Origin of the sequence: Psychrobacter cibarius, from assembly GCF_904845955.1 — a bacterium.
Classification (GTDB): Bacteria; Pseudomonadota; Gammaproteobacteria; order Pseudomonadales; family Moraxellaceae; genus Psychrobacter; species Psychrobacter cibarius_B.
This window is the reverse complement of record NZ_CAJGYX010000005.1, coordinates 208,341-229,959: the sequence shown is the minus strand read 5'-3', so window position 1 is coordinate 229,959 and position 21,619 is coordinate 208,341. Positions and strand designations below refer to the sequence as shown.

At 42.4% G+C, this 21,619-nt stretch carries 20 protein-coding genes; 18 read left to right on the top strand and 2 right to left on the bottom strand.

Going from position 1 to position 21,619, the window contains the following annotated elements; genetic code table 11:
- Positions 1-88: 88 nt before the first annotated feature.
- Positions 89-712, top strand: a complete 624-nt coding sequence (gene ssb / locus JMV76_RS11360) for a single-stranded DNA-binding protein (protein ID WP_201502764.1) — start codon at positions 89-91, stop codon at positions 710-712.
- 581 nt (positions 713-1,293) lie between these two features.
- On the opposite strand, the gene JMV76_RS11355 is transcribed toward ssb, so the two are convergent.
- A protein-coding gene (locus tag JMV76_RS11355) for an IS3 family transposase (RefSeq protein WP_201502763.1) occupies positions 1,294-2,459 on the bottom strand; the annotation gives its coding sequence in 2 pieces (ribosomal slippage) (positions 1,294-2,201 and positions 2,201-2,459; 1,167 coding nt in all).
- 273 nt (positions 2,460-2,732) lie between these two features.
- Between JMV76_RS11355 and JMV76_RS11350 the strand changes: the two genes are divergently transcribed.
- The 14 genes from JMV76_RS11350 (at position 2,733) to JMV76_RS11285 (ending at position 15,074) form a co-directional block, all read left to right on the top strand.
- Positions 2,733-3,344 carry a hypothetical protein gene (locus JMV76_RS11350; RefSeq protein WP_201502762.1) on the top strand — a complete coding sequence of 204 codons (612 nt, stop codon included), beginning with the start codon at positions 2,733-2,735 and terminating at the stop codon, positions 3,342-3,344.
- Between the two features lie 114 nt (positions 3,345-3,458).
- Positions 3,459-3,977: a BLUF domain-containing protein gene (locus JMV76_RS11345; RefSeq protein ID WP_227690322.1), complete on the top strand. Its 519-nt coding sequence runs from the start codon at positions 3,459-3,461 to the stop codon at positions 3,975-3,977.
- Between the two features lie 63 nt (positions 3,978-4,040).
- A complete protein-coding gene (locus JMV76_RS11340) occupies positions 4,041-4,478 on the top strand; it encodes a BLUF domain-containing protein (protein WP_201502761.1) in 438 nt (145 codons plus the stop codon).
- Between the two features lie 220 nt (positions 4,479-4,698).
- The gene (locus JMV76_RS11335; protein ID WP_227690081.1) at positions 4,699-5,004 is read left to right on the top strand and encodes an IS630 transposase-related protein; all 306 of its coding nucleotides are present in this window, start codon (positions 4,699-4,701) and stop codon (positions 5,002-5,004) included.
- Positions 5,005-5,090: 86 nt separating this feature from the next.
- Positions 5,091-5,237, top strand: a complete 147-nt coding sequence (locus tag JMV76_RS11330) for a hypothetical protein (RefSeq protein ID WP_201502760.1) — start codon at positions 5,091-5,093, stop codon at positions 5,235-5,237.
- A gap of 16 nt (positions 5,238-5,253) precedes the next feature.
- The gene (locus JMV76_RS15255) at positions 5,254-5,547 is read left to right on the top strand and encodes a transposase (protein WP_201502796.1); all 294 of its coding nucleotides are present in this window, start codon (positions 5,254-5,256) and stop codon (positions 5,545-5,547) included.
- A gap of 263 nt (positions 5,548-5,810) precedes the next feature.
- The gene (locus tag JMV76_RS11320) at positions 5,811-6,134 is read left to right on the top strand and encodes an H-NS histone family protein (RefSeq protein WP_045453321.1); all 324 of its coding nucleotides are present in this window, start codon (positions 5,811-5,813) and stop codon (positions 6,132-6,134) included.
- Between the two features lie 346 nt (positions 6,135-6,480).
- Positions 6,481-7,308 carry a type II secretion system protein N gene (gene gspN / locus JMV76_RS11315; RefSeq protein ID WP_201502759.1) on the top strand — a complete coding sequence of 276 codons (828 nt, stop codon included), beginning with the start codon at positions 6,481-6,483 and terminating at the stop codon, positions 7,306-7,308.
- Entirely contained in the window at positions 7,309-8,205 is an 897-nt protein-coding gene (locus JMV76_RS11310) for a type II secretion system protein N (RefSeq protein ID WP_201502758.1), read from the top strand. It abuts the gene before it with no gap.
- A gap of 154 nt (positions 8,206-8,359) precedes the next feature.
- Positions 8,360-10,606, top strand: coding sequence for a type II secretion system secretin GspD (gene gspD / locus JMV76_RS11305; protein ID WP_201502757.1), 2,247 nt, complete (start codon positions 8,360-8,362; stop codon positions 10,604-10,606).
- A gap of 237 nt (positions 10,607-10,843) precedes the next feature.
- Positions 10,844-11,050, top strand: coding sequence for a hypothetical protein (locus JMV76_RS11300; protein WP_201502756.1), 207 nt, complete (start codon positions 10,844-10,846; stop codon positions 11,048-11,050).
- 187 nt (positions 11,051-11,237) lie between these two features.
- Positions 11,238-12,218 carry a TatD family hydrolase gene (locus tag JMV76_RS11295; RefSeq protein ID WP_201502755.1) on the top strand — a complete coding sequence of 327 codons (981 nt, stop codon included), beginning with the start codon at positions 11,238-11,240 and terminating at the stop codon, positions 12,216-12,218.
- Positions 12,219-12,383: 165 nt separating this feature from the next.
- A complete protein-coding gene (locus tag JMV76_RS11290; protein ID WP_226950193.1) occupies positions 12,384-13,235 on the top strand; it encodes a tRNA threonylcarbamoyladenosine dehydratase in 852 nt (283 codons plus the stop codon).
- A gap of 21 nt (positions 13,236-13,256) precedes the next feature.
- A complete protein-coding gene (locus tag JMV76_RS11285; protein WP_227690320.1) occupies positions 13,257-15,074 on the top strand; it encodes a GAF domain-containing hybrid sensor histidine kinase/response regulator in 1,818 nt (605 codons plus the stop codon).
- Positions 15,075-15,379: 305 nt separating this feature from the next.
- Here JMV76_RS11285 and efp read toward each other — a convergent pair whose 3' ends face one another.
- Positions 15,380-15,955: an elongation factor P gene (gene efp, locus JMV76_RS11280; protein ID WP_055124654.1), complete on the bottom strand. Its 576-nt coding sequence runs from the start codon at positions 15,953-15,955 to the stop codon at positions 15,380-15,382.
- Between the two features lie 167 nt (positions 15,956-16,122).
- Here efp and epmB point away from each other — a divergent pair, with 167 nt between their 5' ends.
- The 3 genes from epmB to JMV76_RS11265 all read left to right on the top strand — a co-directional run bounded on the left by epmB (position 16,123) and on the right by JMV76_RS11265 (position 21,559).
- On the top strand, positions 16,123-17,130 hold the full coding sequence (gene epmB / locus JMV76_RS11275; RefSeq protein WP_201502752.1) for an EF-P beta-lysylation protein EpmB: 1,008 nt from the start codon (positions 16,123-16,125) through the stop codon (positions 17,128-17,130).
- A 220-nt stretch (positions 17,131-17,350) separates the two neighbouring features.
- Positions 17,351-19,126 carry a hypothetical protein gene (locus JMV76_RS11270; protein WP_201502751.1) on the top strand — a complete coding sequence of 592 codons (1,776 nt, stop codon included), beginning with the start codon at positions 17,351-17,353 and terminating at the stop codon, positions 19,124-19,126.
- Between the two features lie 345 nt (positions 19,127-19,471).
- Entirely contained in the window at positions 19,472-21,559 is a 2,088-nt protein-coding gene (locus tag JMV76_RS11265) for an EAL domain-containing protein (RefSeq protein WP_201502750.1), read from the top strand.
- Positions 21,560-21,619: the final 60 nt, after the last annotated feature.

Here is a 21,619-nt window from a genome sequence, read left to right as displayed (position 1 = left end):
GATTACAGTAAAATCATTAATGAATGCGCTTAGCTGCACAATCATTAAAGCGATTCATAAAATTATTCATAAGTAAGAGGACGGTATCATGCGCGGAGTTAATAAAGTTATCATCATCGGTAACCTTGGAGCAGACCCTGAGGCACGTCAATTTAATAACGGCGGTAGCGTGACCAATATCTCGGTTGCAACGTCAGAGCAGTGGACCGACAAGCAAAGTGGCGAAAAAAGAGAAGCGACTGAATGGCATCGTATTTCTCTATTTAATCGTTTGGGTGAAATTGCCGCGCAGTATTTGCGTAAAGGCAGTAAAGTTTATATCGAAGGCAGTTTGCGTACCCGTAAATATCAAGATCCCAATGGTCAAGACCGTTATATCACTGAGATTCGTGCTGAGCAAATGCAAATGCTAGATGGTGCGACTGGTGGTCAAAGTGATAATAGCTTTGGCGGTCAAAATCAGGGTCAAGGTGGTGGCTATGGCAATCAAGGTAGTCAAAGCAATCAAAACAACTTTGGTCAGCAAGCAAACAATCAGCCAGCACAGCAAGGCGGTTACAACCAGTCAGCTGCTCAAGGTGGTCAAAACAGCTTTAACAATCAAAGCGCACCTGCTCAGCAGAATCAATTTAATCAACCTGCGCAAAAGCCTGCACAGTCAAAGCCGACAGCAATGCCAGACGGTCCTGTCGATGATGATATTCCGTTCTAACTTATACAATAACAATATGTTGTATACTTAACCATTTTGAGGATATACCTTAGAATTATCTGTTAAGAGTAATCTATAGAAGACCCTGCAATGGCAGGGTTTTTTTTATGGCTAATGATAAATGACTTAAAAAAATAAATTTTCTATAGTGCCCATAAAGGTCGTATGAGAGTGAGCGCGTTAAGAAAGATTGACTTTGTCAATTACGATATTATCTCGCTAAAAAATTAAAACGTTTGTTGGTTTTTATAGTTGCGTCTTGATGGTTATTTGAAAAAATAGAAAATTAATTATTGGTCGGCAAACAATTTAGTAAGAAGATAAAGCGGATAAACAGTAGCCTGCCTCATTGAGTTTATCGATTTTTTTATTCTCATTATTTTATCAAATTTTATATTGAAATTTATGAAAACTACCTTTCATATCCTATATAGACCGTCTGTTCTATTGGATTTAATTAGTGCTAACGGTTCATTAAGTGGGTTGATATAATCCACTCGAATCAATAATTCAAACAATATTAAATGTGGGGCTTTGACCCCTGCCGTCAATCCCGTAGACTTAAACTTGGGAGATTTTAGTTACGCAGCCTGACGATAATAATCAAACCACACCTGTCTTGGCGATTTATAGGCCAAACCCTTTTGAATCCTCGTTTGGTTGTAGTACAGCTCAATATAGCCAATGATATCGCTGATGGCTGTAAACCTTGTTTTATAGTCTTCGTGATATACCAGCTCGTTCTTTAAAGTGCCCCAGAAGCTTTCTATGGGTGCATTGTCGAAGCAATTACCTTTAGCGCTCATTGAGCCTGTAAACTGATGCTGTTTGATAATCTTGTGGTAGGCATGGCTACAGTACTGACTGCCTCTGTCAGAGTGAACTATTAGCTCTTTGCTGGGCCGTTTGTTCTTGATGGCCATGTTCAATGCTTTGCATATTAGATCAGCGGTCATACGTTTGTTAATGGCATAGCCAACCAGCTCTTTAGTGTATAAGTCTTTAACCCCTGCTAAGTACAGCCAACCCTCATTCGTCCAGATATAGGTGATGTCACTGACCCAAGACTCATTAGGACGCTTAGCATCAAACTGCTGATCCAACACGTTTGGATAAACCATTTTATTATGGTTTGAGTCTGTAGTGACTTTAAAGCGTTTATGGCGACGGCATTTTATGCCATGTTCTTCTTTGATACGTCTGACCATGTACAAGCTAATATCATGGCCTTGCTCTATGAGCTTTGCATGCAGTCGCTCAACACCATAGCGCTCACGAGTTTCTCTGTGAGCAGCCCTAACCAGTAGCTCAGACTGATTACGATGTATCTGTTGGTCACTGATATCACGACTCAGCCAGTCGTAATAACTTGATGGCTTAACACTTAGCACACGGCACATAGTGGTGATGCTAAAGAAGTGCTGATTATCTTTGATAAAGGCGTACCTGACTAACTGTGCTTTGCAAAGTACGCCGTGGCCTTTTTTAGGATCTCTCGCTCCTCTTCGGCAACTTTAAGTTGTCGCTTGAGCTGCTTTATTTCTTGAAGAGCCGTCATAAGATCAGGATCGTATTGAGCTGTTCCTACAAGTTTGCCTTGATTAGCTTTGTTGTTCCAGTTCGATAAGGTTTGCATGGCGATACCAAGCTGCTTTGCGGTCGTTGAAATATTGCCGTTGTTGTCTGCTATCTTTTTAACAGCTTCGGCTTTAAATTCGTCACTGTAGGTTCTTACTTTCTTGGTCATGATAAACTCCGATTAATACGCTTAGTTTACCAAGTTTACTTGTACGGTTTCTTCAGCATAGCTCACTTTGATTTAAAGTAATTTTTATTAACCAATAAAAAGTCAAAATTTGACTGTTCAATGGCTGAAATAATAAAAATTCATCTGGTCGACCGCTTACGATAGGGTTGGTTCAATGTGAAAGGTTAAAGCTGTCACGCTTTTATAATCAATTGACTATAAAAGTGCCCACCTTACTGCTAGTGCTGAGTACAAAGAATGAAAGATGGTGATGTGTTTCAAAAAACTGATTTGGGTAGAGAAGAGATTAAATCTCAGAGTCTCGGCATATTGCCGCGTGAAGCGAGAACATTGCTCATTATGATCGATGGCAAACGCACGTATCAAAGCTATCTTGATACGCTTGATCGTAGCAAAATGTTTGCCGATTTTGGCGGTGTTGCACCACTATTTGAGTTGCTGTTAGGGCTTGAGTGCATAGAGATAGTGGGCGCTGATAATGCTGCCTCTCAAATGTCCACTGCGCCGCAAGCATCGACGGCTTATCAGTCTCAATCATCGTCGTCTGAAAGAAATATTGAGACAGAGTTTGATCGCACCTTTAATGATAAAGGTCTCAATAAAATGGCAGCATTAGGTAAGAAATCAATCAGTAGTATTTTCAAGGCTAGGTTGTCTGGTGCGAGCTACGAAACGATAAAGTCAGAGTTGGCCAACTATATTGAGAAAAACGCCCCACCAGTAGAAGCTTGGGGTTACTTGTTGAGTTTAGAACAATGCGCGGATAGCTCGCAATTATTGAGCTTGGTCAAAGAAATACAGAGCACCAGTAGCAGTAATTTATCGCGCGGCATGAATGATTTTATCAAAAAAATTCAACGTTAATATATACGCGACTTATGTTATAAAAAAATGACTTATACCACAAATACTCGGTTATAAAAGACAGTAGCTGGGTAGTGATAGGTGAAAAATTTAGCAAACTAATTGGAGTGTTTTGTGGAATCAGCTGAGCTTTCAGAATTAAATCGCCTAAAAATGCATCATGGCGAGCATATTATTCTACGTTTAACTTATATTAGCCGTTATAACACCGACAATCCTAAAGGTGAAGTAACGCGCATCCTGACACAAGCTCAGCAAAACAATGAGCGCAATGGTATTACGGGTGCTTTGGTGTTCAATCACAATTATTTTTTGCAAAGTATTGAAGGGGCGAGACCCGTCATCAATGAATTGCTCAGAAAACTGGTTAAAGATGATCGGCATCATGCCTTACAAATCATCGAATGCCGTGAAGTAGAGCTGCGCCATTGGAGTAAATGGTCAATGAAATATTTGATTCCGAGCGATGAAAACAAAGGACTTGCGCTCAAATTTTCGACAGGTACTCAGTTTAATCCTTATTTGATGAACACCAATCAAATCATGATGTTGATTGAGACGTTATCAGACCTTCAAGAGCAAGAAGCAGTGAGCGCCGCTACGAAAAAGAAACCATGGTTTTCTATTGGCTAATTGACTGATATTTATAAACGCTAAAAAACCATCACATCCATGATTTTTTATAAGAGATAAGATATGACATCAGCAATGGAAGATGCGCACATTTTGATGAGCATGACATACGCTAGCCGTGCCAACCCAGATGTATCGGCCAACGACTTCAACGAAATCTTGCAGCAAGCACAATTAAACAACGCCGCCAATGGCATTACTGGTATGCTGACATTTAATAAAGATTATTTTTTGCAAACCATTGAAGGGCCAAGAGCACAGATCAATCGTCTGTTATATAGTTTAATTGCTGATCCGCGTCATCATGACTTACAGGTTATTGAGACACGTGAGTTAAAACATCGAGCATGGTCTAAATGGTCCATGAATTATGCTTCCCCGACTGAAAAAAATGCGGCGATTTATTTAAAATATTCGACAACGATTGATTTTAATCCCTATTTATTGAGCGCCGAAGCAGCCTATAACTTGATGAATGAGCTTAGTGATCAGCATGATTAATCAATGGCGATTTTGACTAATCGGTAGGTATATATGGAAACAATCGGTTGCTATTTTTTTATGGATTTATGTTTGCTGAGTTATTCGTTTAACCGCTTTTAGGACATTGTTTATAGAGACTGATTTTATCTTAAAATTAATAACTGTTTACGAATAACTATAGTAGATATTTTATAAAAGTGGTACAGTAGTTTTAAAACAAGCGAAAAGTAAAAAGATTATGACTTATTCAGCAGACTTCCGTGCTCAAGTGATTAAAAGTGTCGAACAACAAGATATGAGTATCAGACAAGCTTGTGCATTTTATGACATTAGTAAGGCCACGCTACAGAATTGGCTCAAAGATCCTAGTATTAAACTCACTCGCAATAAACCACCCAGTAAAATACCTAACGAAGCTTTATTAAAAGATGTTGAACAGCATCCAGACGATTACATGTACGAGAGAGCACAGCGTTTTGGCTGTAGTAAGTCGGGCATCGAGGCCGCTTTAAAACGTCTTGGTATCAGTCAAAAAAGACCTTAGAGCATCCAAAAGCTTGCCCATTAAACAGAGCTAAATATCTAAGTAAACTGGGCGACTACATCGCTCAAGGCTATTCAATTGTATACATGGATGAGAGTGGCTTCGAGGCTGAGACCATCCGCTCTCATGGCTATGCACCTATTGGTACCCCTTGCATCGATAGCTATAACTGGCAAGGTAAAAACGCACCAATGTTATTGGTGCCTTATATGAAAAGCGTTATTTGCACTTGATTACTTCGAAAAGAATATCAATGGCGACATATTCTACAACTGGTGCAAAAACACGCTAATACCAAGTCTTAAAATAAAATGCGTAATCGTCATGGATAACGCCAGCTTTCATAAACGCGTTCAGAGATTACTCAACAGGCATGGTCATCGCTTGTTATTTCTACCGCCTTACAGCCCTGATTTAAACCCTATTGAAAAAAATGGGCACAGGCTAAGTTTCTACGACAAGGGTGGATGGAGAATAATTTACCTAAGCTGTTTCATGATATGGGTTGTACCAATTTTATTCTGGATTGACTATATTAAATAAATAGTGGTTTTTCATTTACCCGATTTTACTATTCACTGACCTTTGTTATAGAAGATATAATAATCTACTGTTGTGATAGCAAGGTTTTTTGTTTATATTATCTACGCCCTTAGGTATTGTGGCTAACAATATTTTATTTGGTTGAAAAAATATCGATTTGTGACATTCATCGTTGTATTTAATGATGAATAGGTCATTCTTAGTCCTTAATAGTGAATAATGTCTATTAAGGTTATATTTTTTATCTTACAGTTGGATTTATTATGAGCAAAAATACCGCCATTGATTTAGAAAACCTGAACGTTGATGAGCTACGTGCCATCACTGAAAATGCTCAGCAGCTTATTGCCAAAAAACAACATCAGCGTTTGTATGACGCTTATATGCAGTTTGAGAAAATTGCAGAAGACAGCAATGCCTCTATCGAAGAAATTCTAAAAGCTGGTGAAACGCTAGAGAAAAAACGCAGCATCAAGTATCGCAATACTGACAACAACGAAGAAACATGGACTGGCCGTGGTCGCAAGCCAACGTGGTTGGTTGAAGCGCTAGCAGCAGGTCGTAGTATCGAAGATTTTGCCATCTAATAGTGTAGTGGTTAACAAGATGATGTCGGTTTAGATTTAGCAAGGTACAATTTTTATTAAAGGCTATTTAAAATAAGCGCTCGTCTAAATAAGAGCTTGTTTAAATAAGTCCTGTTTTGAACAAGCACCATGTTACATCTACTCTGATCATTGGGCTTGTTTCTCATGATTTGTGTGCAATCATAGCGTTTGATCGTGATAGTCCTTTCGTCTTAGAAGCTGATAAAAGCCAGTATCTTTATTGCCATTATTTTGGTAAAAAGATACTGGCTTTTTTTTCTGTCATCTGTATGCCATTGTTTGTTATGATAATGACGTTTTTGTCTTATATAAGAGTTATGCAACCGTGCCCCAAGTATCTGCGTCGTCTCATAAGCGCCCTCGTAAGCTGTGGTGGCTGGTTGGGTTTGTATTATTTGCATTATTTGCTGTATTGCAAATGCCAGCGGCGTGGCTGCTTGAAAAGTATGCTCCCGAAGCGCCTTATGTACAGCATGTGTCGGGTAATTTATGGCAAGGCTCCGTTATCTGGCAGATGCCTTTAGCAGCCAAACCGCTCACAGGTACGGCAGAATGGTCGTGGCAGCCATGGCATTTGTTATTGGGTAAGATAAGTGCAGAGGTCGATATCACTTCAGCACAAACCCGTCTCAATGGACAAGTAAAAATAGGCGCCAACTCATGGCAAGTGGATAATATGAGCGGCAAGATAGCACCTGAGACGTTGGCAAATTTGGTTGATTGGCAATTGCCCAATACACCGATTCAGGTCAATAATGTCTCGCTTGGCCGTCAGTCTGGCTCAAGTGCCGCCGCAGAAAACGCTTCAACAAAAAATCCATCTGGTTTTACTCAAGCCGATGGTCAGTTGACATGGGTCGGCGGCGAGATAGGCTATCCTAGCGGTGGCAAGGTTTTTTATCTGACCATGCCTGCGATGCGTGCTGAGTTAAGTGCCGAGCAAAAAAACAATAAAAACCTGCTCCATATCAATTTATTAAACAATCAAGATAAGCGCTTGGGCGACTTATATATCGATGGCGATAATATGTTGGATGTCAGTTTGACGCAGCGTTTATTAGAAAGTATGCCTGAGTATAAAGGGCAAGCACCCCAAGATACCCCAGTCGTCAGTGTGCGTCAGCCGCTGCTAAATGGGCTGGGGACACGCTAGATGATGAATGTTTCTACAACTTTAAAACCTGTGCTTAACACCCTTAATCGATTCTCAGGTTGGGTATTGTTATTGGCTGTTGCTTGGTTATGTTGGACAGCGGCTCGATTACTATGGTTGTTGCTCGCAGCACCATTGGCACCGATGTTGCCACCAACACCTTTGCAAAATACATCGGCATCTGGCAAGGACTATAGTGGATTATTTGCTATTTTTGCAGATCCTGATCCTATTGCAGCAGCAGTGCAGCCACCGCCCAATGTCAATCTAAAAGGGGTTCTGTTAGCAATGCCAGAGAGCATGTCCTCGGCACTACTGGATGTCAATGGTGAAGTGAAAAACTATCGAATCGGTGATGCGCTAAAAGACAGTGGCTATACCCTTGTCGCTGTCGACTGGAACTCGGTTGTCATCGCTGATGCTAGCGACAAGCAAACCGTCATTAGCATGCCAGCCGCGATGCCGTTAGACCAAAGTGACATGATCGCAGGTGCCGTCAGTAATCAGCGCTTGCCAGAGAACAGCATGTTGCCAAACGCCCCTCAGCCTACACAAAATACTGAGGAAGAGTCCGCTGCGACAGGCAATGACAGTAGCCCGCAATCTGCTATCGATGAGGCGGTCACAGAATTGCAAGAAAACCCCGCCAGTTATTTGAGTAGGATGGGGGTTATGGCAGCAGGAGAAAGCTATCAAGTGACGCCTGCAATGCCAGCAAAGCTGCGTAATCGCCTAGGGCTTGAGCCAGGTGATAAAGTGCTAACGGTTAATGGTCAAAGCGTGGGTAGTAATCCTGCCCAAGATGCTAGTGTGCTGCAACAGGTACAGCAATCAGGTGAGGCGCAAATAGAGGTGCAACGCGGCGATCAAGTCATTACCATTCGTCAGCAGTTTTAAGCAAATAAGTTTTAAGTAAACAAGTATTTAGATAGTGCCACTTAAATAATGCCATTGTGGGCAGAATATTAAGTGAGCAAAGCAATCATTGAGCACCTTAGCACACAATAAATCCAGTACATACTAAGCGACATCACTGTAGGTAATCATCAATATGGTAAGTTTTCATAATTTTTCAGTCACGCCTCTGTACCATGTTTTGCAGCGCCTGATGCGCCTGTGTCGTCCTCTTTGCCTCGCCGTACCATTATGGGCTGCCAGTACGGGTCTTGCGAGTGCTGAGAGCTGGAAAGTCAACTTACAAGATGCCGATATCAAAGCCTTTATTAATGAGGTGGCAACCATCACTGACCAAAACTTTGTCCTTGATCCACGTATTAATGGCAATGTGACGGTGATTTCTAACAAAGCCTTGTCGCGTGACGAAATATATCAGCTGTTTTTGAGTGTGATGCAAGTCAACGGTATTGCAGCGATTGACTCGGGAACGACCATCAAATTGGTGCCAGATAATGTCGCCAAACAATCTGGCGTGGCTGTTGATTTACGCGGTGACAGTGTTGGTGAGGCGTTAGCTACTCGTGTTATTTATTTAACCAATACCCAAGCCGCAGAAGTGCTGGGTGTCATCCGTCCGCTTATGCCCCAATCAGCTCATGCCGCTGCCGTGCCTGGTGTCAATGCCTTGGTATTGTCCGATCGTGCAGATAGTCTTAATCAGCTGACGTCGCTCATCCGCGATTTAGATAGCAACGTCAATGACAGTTTGCAAGTGATACCACTACGTCACGTCGATGCTGAACGTATGATGGAATTGATTAGCGCCTTGGTTGCAAGCGCTGGTAGCGGGCAAGCACAAGGTGGTAATAACCAGCTTAAAGTCATCGCTGACACCTCTAGTGATAGATTGTTGGTGAAAGGCAGTCCGGAGATGATTGCTAAAGTCAAAGAGATGGTCAATCAATTGGACACCACGCCTACAAGGCGTTTGAGTGGTCTGCGCGTCTTTCGATTAAAATACGCCAGTGCAGGTCATATTGCAGATATGCTACGCGGATTGCTCGCCAATCAATCTATTAATAGCGCTGGAGCAACGTCCTCGTTAGAGTCGGCATCATTGAACGATTCCAGTAGCACAGGCGCTACCTTGACTAATGAGTCTAGCACTAACACGACTAACAACGCGTCGACCTCAGCGACCTCTGGTGCCAATTCGAGTAGTACTGGTACAGGTGTTGGCGGGCGACCTTTTAGTATTATCGCTGATGAAACCCAAAATGCCGTTATCGTTAATGCAGCACCTGAGCTGATGTTTGAGATTGAAGATGCGGTCAATCAGTTGGACAGTCGCCGCGCGCAAGTATTGATTCAAGCGGCTATTGTAGAGGTGTCAGGTGATGATGCGACCCAGCTTGGTGTGCAATGGGCGCTTGGCAATGCCAATAGCGGCTACGGAGTCGTAAACTTCAATAACGTAGGCGCGAGTGCTACAGCACTTGCTGCCGCGGCGTTGGGTGGCGGTGCCGCCAGTATCAGTGCAGCAGCAGGCTCGATAGCTGGTGCTTTGATTGGTATTGGTGATAGCAGTAAAGACAGTCAGGGAAACACCCAGTTTTATGGGGCTATCTTGCAAGCACTTGATTCTTCTACCAGTGCCAATCTGCTGTCTATGCCATCAATTTTGACATTGGACAACGAAAAAGCCAGTATTTTAGTGGGTCAAAACGTGCCTTTTGTGACAGGTTCCTTTACCACCAGTGGCAACGATTCTAGCAATCCCTTTCAAACCATTGATCGTCAGGATATTGGTATCAACCTAAATGTCATTCCTCATATTGGCGACAATGGCACCGTACGCTTGGAGGTCTCGCAAGAAGTCTCATCCGTCGTGCCTGGTAGCACTGGAAATGCTACTGGTTTGGTGACCAATAAAAGCCTCATCAATACGACGATTCTGGCTGATGATCAGCAGACCATTGCTCTCGGTGGCTTGATGCGTGAAAACAGCACCACACGCCAACAGAAAGTCCCTGGCTTGGGTAATGTGCCAGTCATTGGTCGACTGTTCCGCTCTGACAATGACACGACGCAAAAAAGTAATTTAATCATATTTTTACAGCCAACCATTTTACGTGATGGCAGGGCAGTCGCCAGTGTCACCGAACGCAAATTTAACCAAATGCGCGTCCTGCAGTTGGTCATTGATAAAAACGGTACCATTAAACAGCTGCCATTGAGCGGTACGGAAGGTTGGAATGGCGATGTTAGCGCAGATTATGAATTGATGCCGCTCAATCCCCTTGTTCCTAAGCGCGATCAGACACCAAAGTCTCAGTCTCAAGGTTTTACCAAAGTAGACAGTCCTAATAATGGTATGACAACTTACCCTTTAAACCGTTAAGCACTCAAAAAAGCGCTTTATTAATGATAGGTTAATAAAGCGCTCGCCTTCTATTCTTATAGCATATAGAGACACGGTGTACTAAATAAACTACGCCGTACATTAGCTTGCGTATTCATAACACAGATAAACATAGCAGTTTTTATATCGCAGTATACTAATGAGTAATTGAGTAGTAAGTATGAACACTTGCTGATAAATATAGCAGATAATGATATAAAGGTAGGGGTGGAAGCAATGACACATCATAAAAATGCTAAAAAGTGGTTTTTATTAGCAGTCGCTGCCACCGCCTTATTGATGATTCCTCGGCGTAGCAGTCGACAAGCTGATACCAGACCGTTAGATGAGCACAATGTATCAGATGAGCACAATGTATCAGATGAGCACTCAGATGAGCACAATGTAAAAGCCAATCATGATAATACTAATAGGGCATGTTGAAGGTCTCTTTACTTATCAAAAGCTCTTTTGTTGATTGGCATTTTTTAACTGTAGAAATCATTTTAAATAAAGTTGCCATTCTAAAGTGTTCATTGATGTGGTTATTGCTACAAAATGACAAATAATGTCTATTGAATGACAAATCACGGAACGCCTCGCTGAAAACTATTAATTTTGGAGTCTATCAATGACCCCTATCGATTCACCTAAGATGATCAAACAGCCCTTACCTACTATTTATCCTCTCATAGACAAGCATACTCATTTTGATGCCCCTATATTTGATGATGATAGAGAAATACTGATGCAGCAGGCTCACAATCAGGGAGTGCGCCATCTGATATTAGTGGGTTATCTATATCAGCATTTTGAGCGGATGTATGAGACTGAACGCCTGTTAAATACGCTGTCATTACCTACGACAGCCAATGTCGATAGACAAAAAGTGTCAAATTTTAGTAGCCATATTGCGGTCGGTTTGCATCCTTTTTATATCAAACAGCATACTGACGATCATTTAATCGCTATGGCAAAAAGGATTGCTGATAAACGCCCATTAGCAATCGGCGAGATTGGTTTAGACACCTTCACTGAGGCGATGAAAGCGCCTGACATGTTTGCCAAACAAGTACGATTTTTTAAGGCACAATTGGACATGGCGGTGACTCATCAGCTACCAGTGATGCTGCATATTCGTAAAGCACATGCAGAAGCGTTGACCATACTAAAAGCGCATGATTACGATGCACACAAACTTGGCGGTATCGCGCATAGTTTTAGTGGTGGGACGCAAGAAGCCAAAGCATTTGTTAAGTTGGGATTTAAGCTTGGGGTTACCGGTCAAATCACTAATCCCAATGCCAAGAAACTGCGCCGCGCCATTCAAGCAGCGGTTGATAGCTATGGCGTTGAATGTTTGGTGATAGAAACGGATTGCCCTGATATGACGCCTATCATGTGCCAAATATCTGACCCTGATTCATCAGTGCCAACTCAAAAATCAGACAGTGCACGAGCCGTACATAATAGAAATGTACCTGCCAACTTGCCATGGGTGTTGCTAAGCTTGAGTGAGTTGCTCAATGTACCACCCGCCAGTTTTGCTAAGCAATTGTGGCACAACAGTTGCAGTGCTTTGCAAACAAAATGGGATTATCCGCTGTCGTAGTGCCACATATTTTAGTCACTGACGGTTTATTGTATGGCTAGCCATTGATATGATAGTGAATGAAATAGCCGTGAATAAAGAAATTGACGTAATATAAGCGTCACCAAAATAATTTAAAAGAGCATTTAATCTGTTATGAGTGAAATAAAACCATTTGAGCAAATAATGACAGAGTCCATTGGCACCGAAGACGTTACAAAGACAGAAGAGCTGAGCGAAGACAATGTGCAATATGAGCGCCGTTTTCAAGGTACGCGCACTCTTTATGGTACGACAGCTGTCACTACTTTTGCCGATGCGCATGTATACGTTATTGGCGTCGGAGGCGTTGGTTCTTGGGCAGCTGAGGCTTTGGCAAGAACGGCAGTGGGCACTATTACGTTGATCGATTTGGACGTATTGGTTGCGTCCAATGTCAATCGGCAGTTGCCTGCACTAGACAGCACCTTTGGTGAGAGTAAAATTGCAGCGATGGCCACCCGTATTCGTGAAATTAATCCCAAAGTAACGCTAAACTTGATCGATGATTTTTTAACTGTAGAAAACGTCGCCACTTTATTGCCAAGTCGCGATGAAGCAAAAGCCGCTGTTGCTCAAGGCAGACCTATGGTTATTTTGGACTGCGTAGATGATATGAATGCCAAGCTTGCCATCGCGCTACATTGTCGTTTTAATAAATTAAAATTGGTGTGTGCAGGCGGCGCAGGTGGCAAGATAGACCCTAGTCAGATTAGGGTGAGTGACTTGCGTGACAGTTACCAAGATCCTTTACTTGCCAAATTACGCAATAAGCTGCGCCACGAAAAAGGCATTAATAGTACACTAAAAGAAAAGTTCGGGATCAAATGTGTCTACTCTACAGAGCCACCACGTGTAGATAAGAGTTGTCAGACAGGCGGTTTGCAGTGTGGTGGTTATGGCTCAGCAGTAGTGGTCACATCGGTGGTTGCGATGATTATGGTGAGTGAAGCATTACAGTTATTAATAAAACAGGCGGGCATCAAGCCGAGCGTCTGATCTTATTTAATGGAGTCTATCTTGTCTATATTGAACGCACCTAAACACAGCTACCCAGTAGCGGCAGATGAAGTAGAACGCATCAATAAGCTTAGGAAGTATCAGGTGCTCAACGACAATGATGAGCCTGCATTTAAGCGTCTAATTGATCTGGCGAAGCTGTTTTTTGATGTACCAGTTGTGACCATCACTTTCATGGATGAAGAAACACAGTATCTAAAATCTGTCCAAGGACTGGGCGGTGTTTGCCGCACGACGCGTGAAGTGGCTATTTGCAATTATACCGTGCTTTCTAACGACGTCTTTGTAGTACCGGACTTAACTAAAGACAGTCGCTTTAGCCACAATCCCCTAGTGACAGAATCGCCGTACCTACAGTTTTATGCTGGTGCGCCAATTATCTTGCATGAGGATAATAAAAGCTATCGTTTGGGCTCGCTGTGTGTGATGGATATGAAGCCCAATCATGACTTTGATGAGCAAAAAGCAAAGGTGTTGGCTCAATTTGCGATGATGGCGGCAGATGCCTTGCAGCTACAGGATAAGCAGCGTGATGCCAAACATGCCAATGAGATGAAATCAGACTTTTTGGCCAATATGAGTCATGAAATCCGCACACCGATGAATGGCATTATTGGTATGGTGGAGATGCTTGGTGAGACCAAACTTAGCAGTGAACAACAAGAATACGTGGACAATATCAAAGTTTCCAATGAGCATTTGATGGCGATCATTAACGGGATTTTAGATTTATCGAAAGTAGAATCTGGGAAAATGACCATTGATTCTATTCCTGTCAACTTATCCGCATTATGTAATGAGGTGGTCAGCCTCTTTGCTGTCAAAGCACGTCAGCGAGGGCTCATTTTAGACTACCATTATACCGAGTCGTTATCGCCCTATGTGCAAGGCGATCCGGTACGCCTCAAACAAATTTTAGCAAACCTTGTTAATAATGCGATTAAATTCACTCGTGAGGGCGGGCGAGTCACTATTGATGTCAAACATGTACCCAATTGTCATTGTGATGGTTTTGACGACGACAGCGCTGACCAATATCGCGCCCAAGGTATTTCAGCAAGTGATCTCAGCAAAATAACGGCTCAAGAAGCTATCAGTAATACCATCTATCATGAAGTCATGCCCCTGTGCATTGAAGTCACAGATACAGGCGTCGGTATCAAAGCTGAGTCATTGGATGCGATATTTGATGCTTATGACCAAGCAAATAAATTCACCCACCGTCTTTATGGTGGCACAGGTCTAGGACTCTCGGTTTGTAAGTCTTTGGTTGATTTGATGGGCGGTTATATCGATGTGGATAGCGAAGTGGGTGTGGGCACTACGTTCAGTGTTTTATTACCGCTACCGACTATTGATGAAAACCAGTATGAGATGTGGCAAGAGTCAAATGACTTTACGATGATTGAGCCGACCCATGAGCGTGCTGGTCATATATTGTTGGTTGAAGACGATACCGTCAATGCCATCATCGCTAAAAAAGCCCTGAATAATAGTGGTCATACGGTCACGCATGTCACTGATGGGCAGCAGGCTATTGAAATTTTTGCGCTCTCACCTGAGCGTTATGATGTCATTTTAATGGACCATCATATGCCTATTTTAGATGGCGTACAGGCCACTATTAAATTGCATGAACTCTATGATCCTCAATCATTACCACCTATTATTGCGTTGACCGCCAATGCAATGGATGGTGAGCGTGAAAAGTATTTAAAAGTTGGGATGCAAGATTACTGTACCAAGCCTTTTAAACAAGAGCAGTTGAATGCATTGGTACAATATTGGCTGATACAGAAACACTCATCAGCAGAGTAGTGTTTTGGTAGATATTTATAGAAGGTTATCCATCATCGCTGTCATCAATAGCGACAGTTCATCCACTATAAAAAACCACAGCGTTAACCTTGTTTGACATACTTCATATGAATTTTACTCGGTTGTTTTGGAATACTTTTCAATCAAATTAACTACAGAGACAATATCAAAGACAATATTCATAAATAAAAAAAGCTGAACCGCTTTATCAGTGGTTCAGCTTTTTTGTGGAATAACAGCTAGAGGCTAACTGTTAAGTTCTATTATGTAAGTTCTATTATATCGAGCGCTATGACTTTTACATACTATTGGCTAACGCGAGTTTGATAGTCACCTGTGCGAGTATCAACACGTACGATTTCTTCTTGTTGTACAAATAATGGCACACGGACGACAGCACCTGTCTCTAACTTGGCAGGTTTGCCGCCACCACCTGAAGTATCACCACGCACACCAGGATCTGTTTCAGTGATTTGCAACTCAACAAAGTTAGGCGGTGTTACTGAAAGAGGAGCACCGTTGAATAAAGTGATGGTACATAGTGCATTGCTATTTTCTTTTAGCCACTTTATTGAATCGCCCATCGCTGTTTTGTCCGCTTGAATCTGCTCAAAACTTTCAGGGTGCATGAAATGCCAAAACTCACCATCGTTATATAGATAGTTCATTTCAGTGTCCATGACATCAGCAGCTTCTAAGCTATCGCCTGACTTAAAGGTTTGTTCCAATACTTTACCACTACGAAGGTTGCGCAATTTAACACGGTTAAAGGCTTGACCTTTACCTGGTTTGACAAACTCATTTTCAAGAATGGCACAAGGGTTGCCATCGAGCATGACTTTTAGACCAGCTTTAAATTCATTAGTAGAAAAACTTGCCACAAGAAACTCCTAGGGGTTATAAATAGGGTGGTAGATAAGGGAATGAATAGCTAGCTGCGTTAAAATCGCTTATTACGCTAAGTGTTTAAAGGATAGGTCGTATGCTTTGATAGGCTACGCACTAAGCGCGTATAATAGCGACTTTTGGGCACAGGTATTAGGTTGTCATGATAAACCATTTAATCACACAAAAAAACTGGCAAACGCAATTATCCGAGGCCATTACCTCTATCGATGAGCTGTTAAGCATCCTAAAGCTAGAATCATTGCGTGCAGAGGTTTATGTACCTAAGCATTTTGAGCTGCGCGTACCACGTGGATTTGTGGCAAAAATGAATATCGGCGATAGCAATGATCCTTTACTGAGACAAGTATTGCCTGATCAGCGCGAGCAAATCAAGGTAACGGGCTATGTGGCAGATCCCTTGAGCGAGAATACGCAAAACCCAGTCAAAGGTATGCTGCATAAGTACCAATCCAGAGTATTATTGACCGTGACAGGTGCTTGTGCCATTCATTGTCGTTACTGTTTCCGTCAGCATTTTGACTATAGTGCCAATATGCCGACGGCTGATGCCAAAGAAAATATCATTGATTACATTACCGCACACCCTGAGATTAATGAGGTGATTTTGAGTGGCGGTGATCCACTGAATGTAACAAATAGACGCCTGTTTGCTTGGCTAGATACTTTAGAGTCACTCCCGCAATTGACCACTATTCGCTTACATACGCGCTTGCCGCTGGTCATACCAGCGCGTTTGGATGATGCGTTATTGACCAGACTGTCTCAAAGTCGCTGTCATATTGTGATGGTCATCCACTGTAATCATGCCAATGAAATCGATGCCTTAACAGCAGAGCATCTGCAACGTGCTCGAGCGGCTGGCATAACGTTATTGAATCAAGCGGTGCTATTAAAAGGCATCAATGATAGCGTTCCTGTTCAAACGCAATTAAGCCAACGTTTATTTTCTGCTGGTGTGTTGCCTTATTATTTGCACGTTCTGGATAAAGTGGCTGGTGCCGCACATTTCGATAATGATGAGCGCTTCGCAATTGAGCTGTATTGGTCATTGTTGGCAGCACTCCCTGGTTATTTGGTACCCAAGCTGGTCAGAGAGCTACCAAATAAACCTTTCAAAGTACCGATTGATATTTACAATGATCGTTAATATAGGCACTATGGTATATTGAAAAATTAGTGAACAAAGCGTGGTTTTTAGAAGATGGGCGTGCGGTTAGATGATGCTATAGAGCTTAATCGTTACTAAAAATGGGTGCTGTCGATTTTGATGGTTGCTGCTGATTTGTATCTTTTATCTTGTATTGTTGCATACGGCATGGTTGAATATTTGCCTCCTGCCAAGTTACTCAAGGTTACTAGGAATACTGATGATAACTTTATCGACGTTTCAAGAGCACCTATCTTCTACAGAGGCATTGCCAGTAGCTTCTAAGCGATCCGCTAATGGCCAAGAAGGTTATTTGCTAAAATTGTTGGCAGCGTTACCTTCGCAAACGCAAGCACAGCAAGCTGAACAATTAGCAAAAATACTTACGGTACTACGTGTGGCCAATATCGATGATTCGCAACGTCTTACCCTTATGGCGACAGTGATAGACGCCTCAGATCAGTTAATTGCCACTTTGCGACAGTCTTATATTTATGAGACAGGTGCGCTTAGCGACATTCAAATGGGTTATGTGGCTCAAATAAAGTCGCTATACTATTCAATGATTATGGTCTATGACAGAGTGATACGTCATAAAACTTCATTGCTCAATAATCAGCGAAAATACGCTGCAAGTAATGGCTGGCAGCGCTATTTTAATGGTGATAAGTCTTCATCAACGACACTCGCCATTGCTATTTACCAGACGCTGCTGATGTACCAGAAGCTATTGGGCGAAGAAGCACTGTGCTATCAAAAACCCTCATCTTACTTATGGCACAAAATCAATCAGCTGTATTATCTTGCTTATCAGTATCATGCGGCTGAGATTAATATGAGTGTTACGGCAGGCACCCAGCGTGCCAAGACGGTTCATCAGCTGTATTGCCAAATTTGTTTATACAGTCTATTAAATGTACGTGCCATGCGTCGTCCCAATATTCTGCTCGTCCAACGTTTGTTACCTGAATGGGCTAAGCATATCGTTGCGACGATTGAGCCAACCACCGAGACCCGCGTGTTCGTTGATTTACAAAGTGACAATCCGCCAACTTACCTGACGGCCAGCTCTACAATTAATCCATACGACAATCGCTATCACTGTTTATTTATAGAAATTGCCCCGCTGGTTGAGTATCTTAAACGACGCAAACAGGCTTTAGTTACGGAAGGGGGTGACGGCGTTGAGAGTCACTTGCTTAATAAAATAGCGATGACGCTCAATTACCGCTATTTACAGCCGCCGCTCACCCTAGCGACTAAACATAGTGCGAAAGAAGACGCTGTTTTGATTACAGGTTTTAATAATATTCATTATCGGGTGAGCCATTCGCATAGCTTTACCAGTTTAATCGCTATAAAAGAGTTACCAGATGAGCAGCGTCCTCGTTATGATACCGTGAATAAAAAACAAGACAGCAGCCACGTATTAGCCCGTGAAACCTTTGATCGTAATGATGATTTATCACTATTTCGCACCCTGCGACTATCATCAACAGTAGATACTTTAAATAAAGACCGCTTTCATGAAGATGTCTTTCATAAAAACAGTGTTCATAAAGACAGCCTTAACATAGTGGCTGATGAGAATGCATCTGCGATGACTGCACCGCCAGCATTACATATGATGAGCCTTTTTTTAGTCTGTCGATCTGATACAATCACGCCGCCTGATTGGTCGATGGGCGTGGCGCGCTGGCTTGATTTTGATAGTAAAAACCCGGAGATCGAGTGGCAAGTACTTGGACATCAGCTAGTGGCTTGTGGCTTGCGTTTAGAAGGTAAAGAAACGCGTAGTCGCCATTTTGTGCCAGCATTTATTCTTGGTAGAGATGAGCGACTACAAACCACTGGCACTCTGATTGTACCGACTTCTTACTTTCAGACCCATGATAGAGTCATTATGCGTATTAATAGCAAACAAACCTCTTTACGTTTGGGACAGAGGTTGCTGATTACGGATGAATTCAGCCAGTATGAGGTGGTGCAGCTGTAGTTTTTTTGAGCGTCTATGGGAAAGTTGTCAAATAGTAATGTCAATAAATGCTGGCTTAAAGGTTACTTCATTGAATTTATTATTCAATAATAGCAGTGAATAAATGTACTGAATAATGATGATAAGTTAGTCTGCAATCAGTCAAGTTATTGTCTATAATGACTGATACAGTTATGTTCGTTTATACGATGTTTTTGCTTCGCCAAGATGTCGCCTTGATTCGAAAGACGATGCCAGTCTACTAAAAACCGCTAAGCCTATCCCTGATAGTATTTTCCTTGCTGGGTTAATGCTTGGAAAAGGTGTAGGGTATCAAACATAAAAACAAGATCCAAAAGGCTTCTTATGCGCACTCAGTCCATCTTAAACCTCTTAGTCATTGATGACGATCAGCTCTATGCTGAGCGCCTTGTGCACTTACTAGGTTGCTATTATGACACCATCAATTTAGGGTTTTTGGACGATAAAGAGGAGCTGTTAAAGTCACTTCGACAACCGTGGGATGTCTTGGTGTTTGGCAATGCTTATGATATGAGTTTCACCGATGTGGTGGGCGTCGTTCAAGAGCAAAGTATTGATTTGCCTATGATCTGCCTATTCAATGAAGAGATGGCAGCGTCTGCCAATAACGATGAGGGGCTACCCGATATTATTAGCGGCACGATGGTCAAATCGCTCAAAGTAGACCAAGAGATGGTAGTAGTGATGTCTATCTGTCTACAGCATGATAATTTACGCAGTCGTCGTGAGCTTAGAACGTTGCGCCATGTTCTCTCTGAAGCAGAGCAACGCGCCAACGTATTGATTAAAAACTCCAAAAGTGCGGTCGCCTATATTGATCAGGGTATCCATATTTTTGCCAATGACCCTTATCTTCAGCTTTTTGGTTTTGAGTCGATGAATGATGCCATAGGCGTGCCTGTTGTTGACCTGATTGCAGGCGGTGATAACGTTAAGGGTTTCAAACAGTTTTTACGTCAATTTGATAAAGGTAGCCGCCAAGAAGTCGAGTTCAATTTTGAAAGTAAGCGGATGGATGGCAGTACTTTTGAAGCAAAACTACAATTGGCAGCCGCGACCTTAGATGGCGAGCCAGTGACGCAGGTTATTATCCAACAAAACCATAATAACAGTGCGGAAGTCGCTAAGCGTTTGGCAGCCGCTGAATGCAAAGACAGCCTGACAGGAATCAACAACCGCCGCGGCTTTGAAGAACAAATGGCAATCGTGTACCAGCAAGCACGTCAAGGTGTACTGACGGCTGGGCTTTTGTATATTCAGCTCGATAATGTTGGCAAAATAAGAAGCAGTCTAGGTTTGCAAGGGGTAGATGCGACCGTCAAGCAAGTCGCCTATGTGTTAGATGAGCTGATATCAGACGGGCATGTGAGTCGTTTTAGTGATACCGCCTTTACTATACTGGTCGAGGACAAGAGCACCACAGAGCTTGAAACACTGGCTAAGCATATTGGTTCACGTATCAGTGATATGCTCATTGAAGTAGACAAGCGTACGACCAGTACGACTGTTAGTATTGGTATTGTCAAAATCGAAACCAATACAGCAGAGCCAAGTATCGTGCTCGAACGTGCGATGGATGCTATCAATCAGATTATGATAGAGACCTCTAATCATGGCGGCACTTATCATTTGTACGATCCAAGCGAGCATGCCAATAGTGATGATCATGCGCTTGCCGAATCTTTAGTTGATGCCATTGCCAATAGCCGTTTTGAGTTATCTTTCCAGCCAATATATGATATTAACAATGACCGAAGCGACTTTTTTGAAGTATATCTGCGGTTGCCATTGGCGGATGCGGACAATACGATATTGACACCTGATCAATTTATGGCAGTCGCTAAGACGCATAAATTGCTCGAAAAAATAGATCGTTGGGTGCTCATCAATGCCTGTAAAAAGATCAATGAGGTACGTAAAACACATCCTGAAGCCAGATTGCTAGTGCAATTGACTAGTGCCTCATTGATAGACAAAAAACTGCCTAGTGTTGCCAGTCAGCTTATAAAAGCGGTGGGCGGTGCAGCTGGTGTGCTCACCTTGCAATTCAACGAAAAAGACGTCTCAGACCATCTTACAGTGGCAAAAACACAGTTTGCCGCCCTTAGCCAAGTCAGCTGTCAGATGGGCATCAATAACTTCGGCTCTTCTGCCAAATCCATAGAGATTGTCAGTTTTGTGCAGCCAGATATGGTGCGTTTAGCACGTAGCTATGTGGATGGTATTGATTCAGCAGACAATTTAGAAACTGTCAAATCACTTATTATGCGTACTAATGAAGTCAATGTGGACGTATTGATGCCTTATATTGAAGATGCGGCGACCATGTCCGTTGCTTGGAGCGTGGGCGCGCGCTATTTACAAGGCTATTATTTAGAAGAACCCAGCAGTACGATAAAGGTTGCGACCTAAAGTCATTGAGAGTGCGTTTGATATGCAATTATCAACAGTGCCTATTTATAGAATACTCTA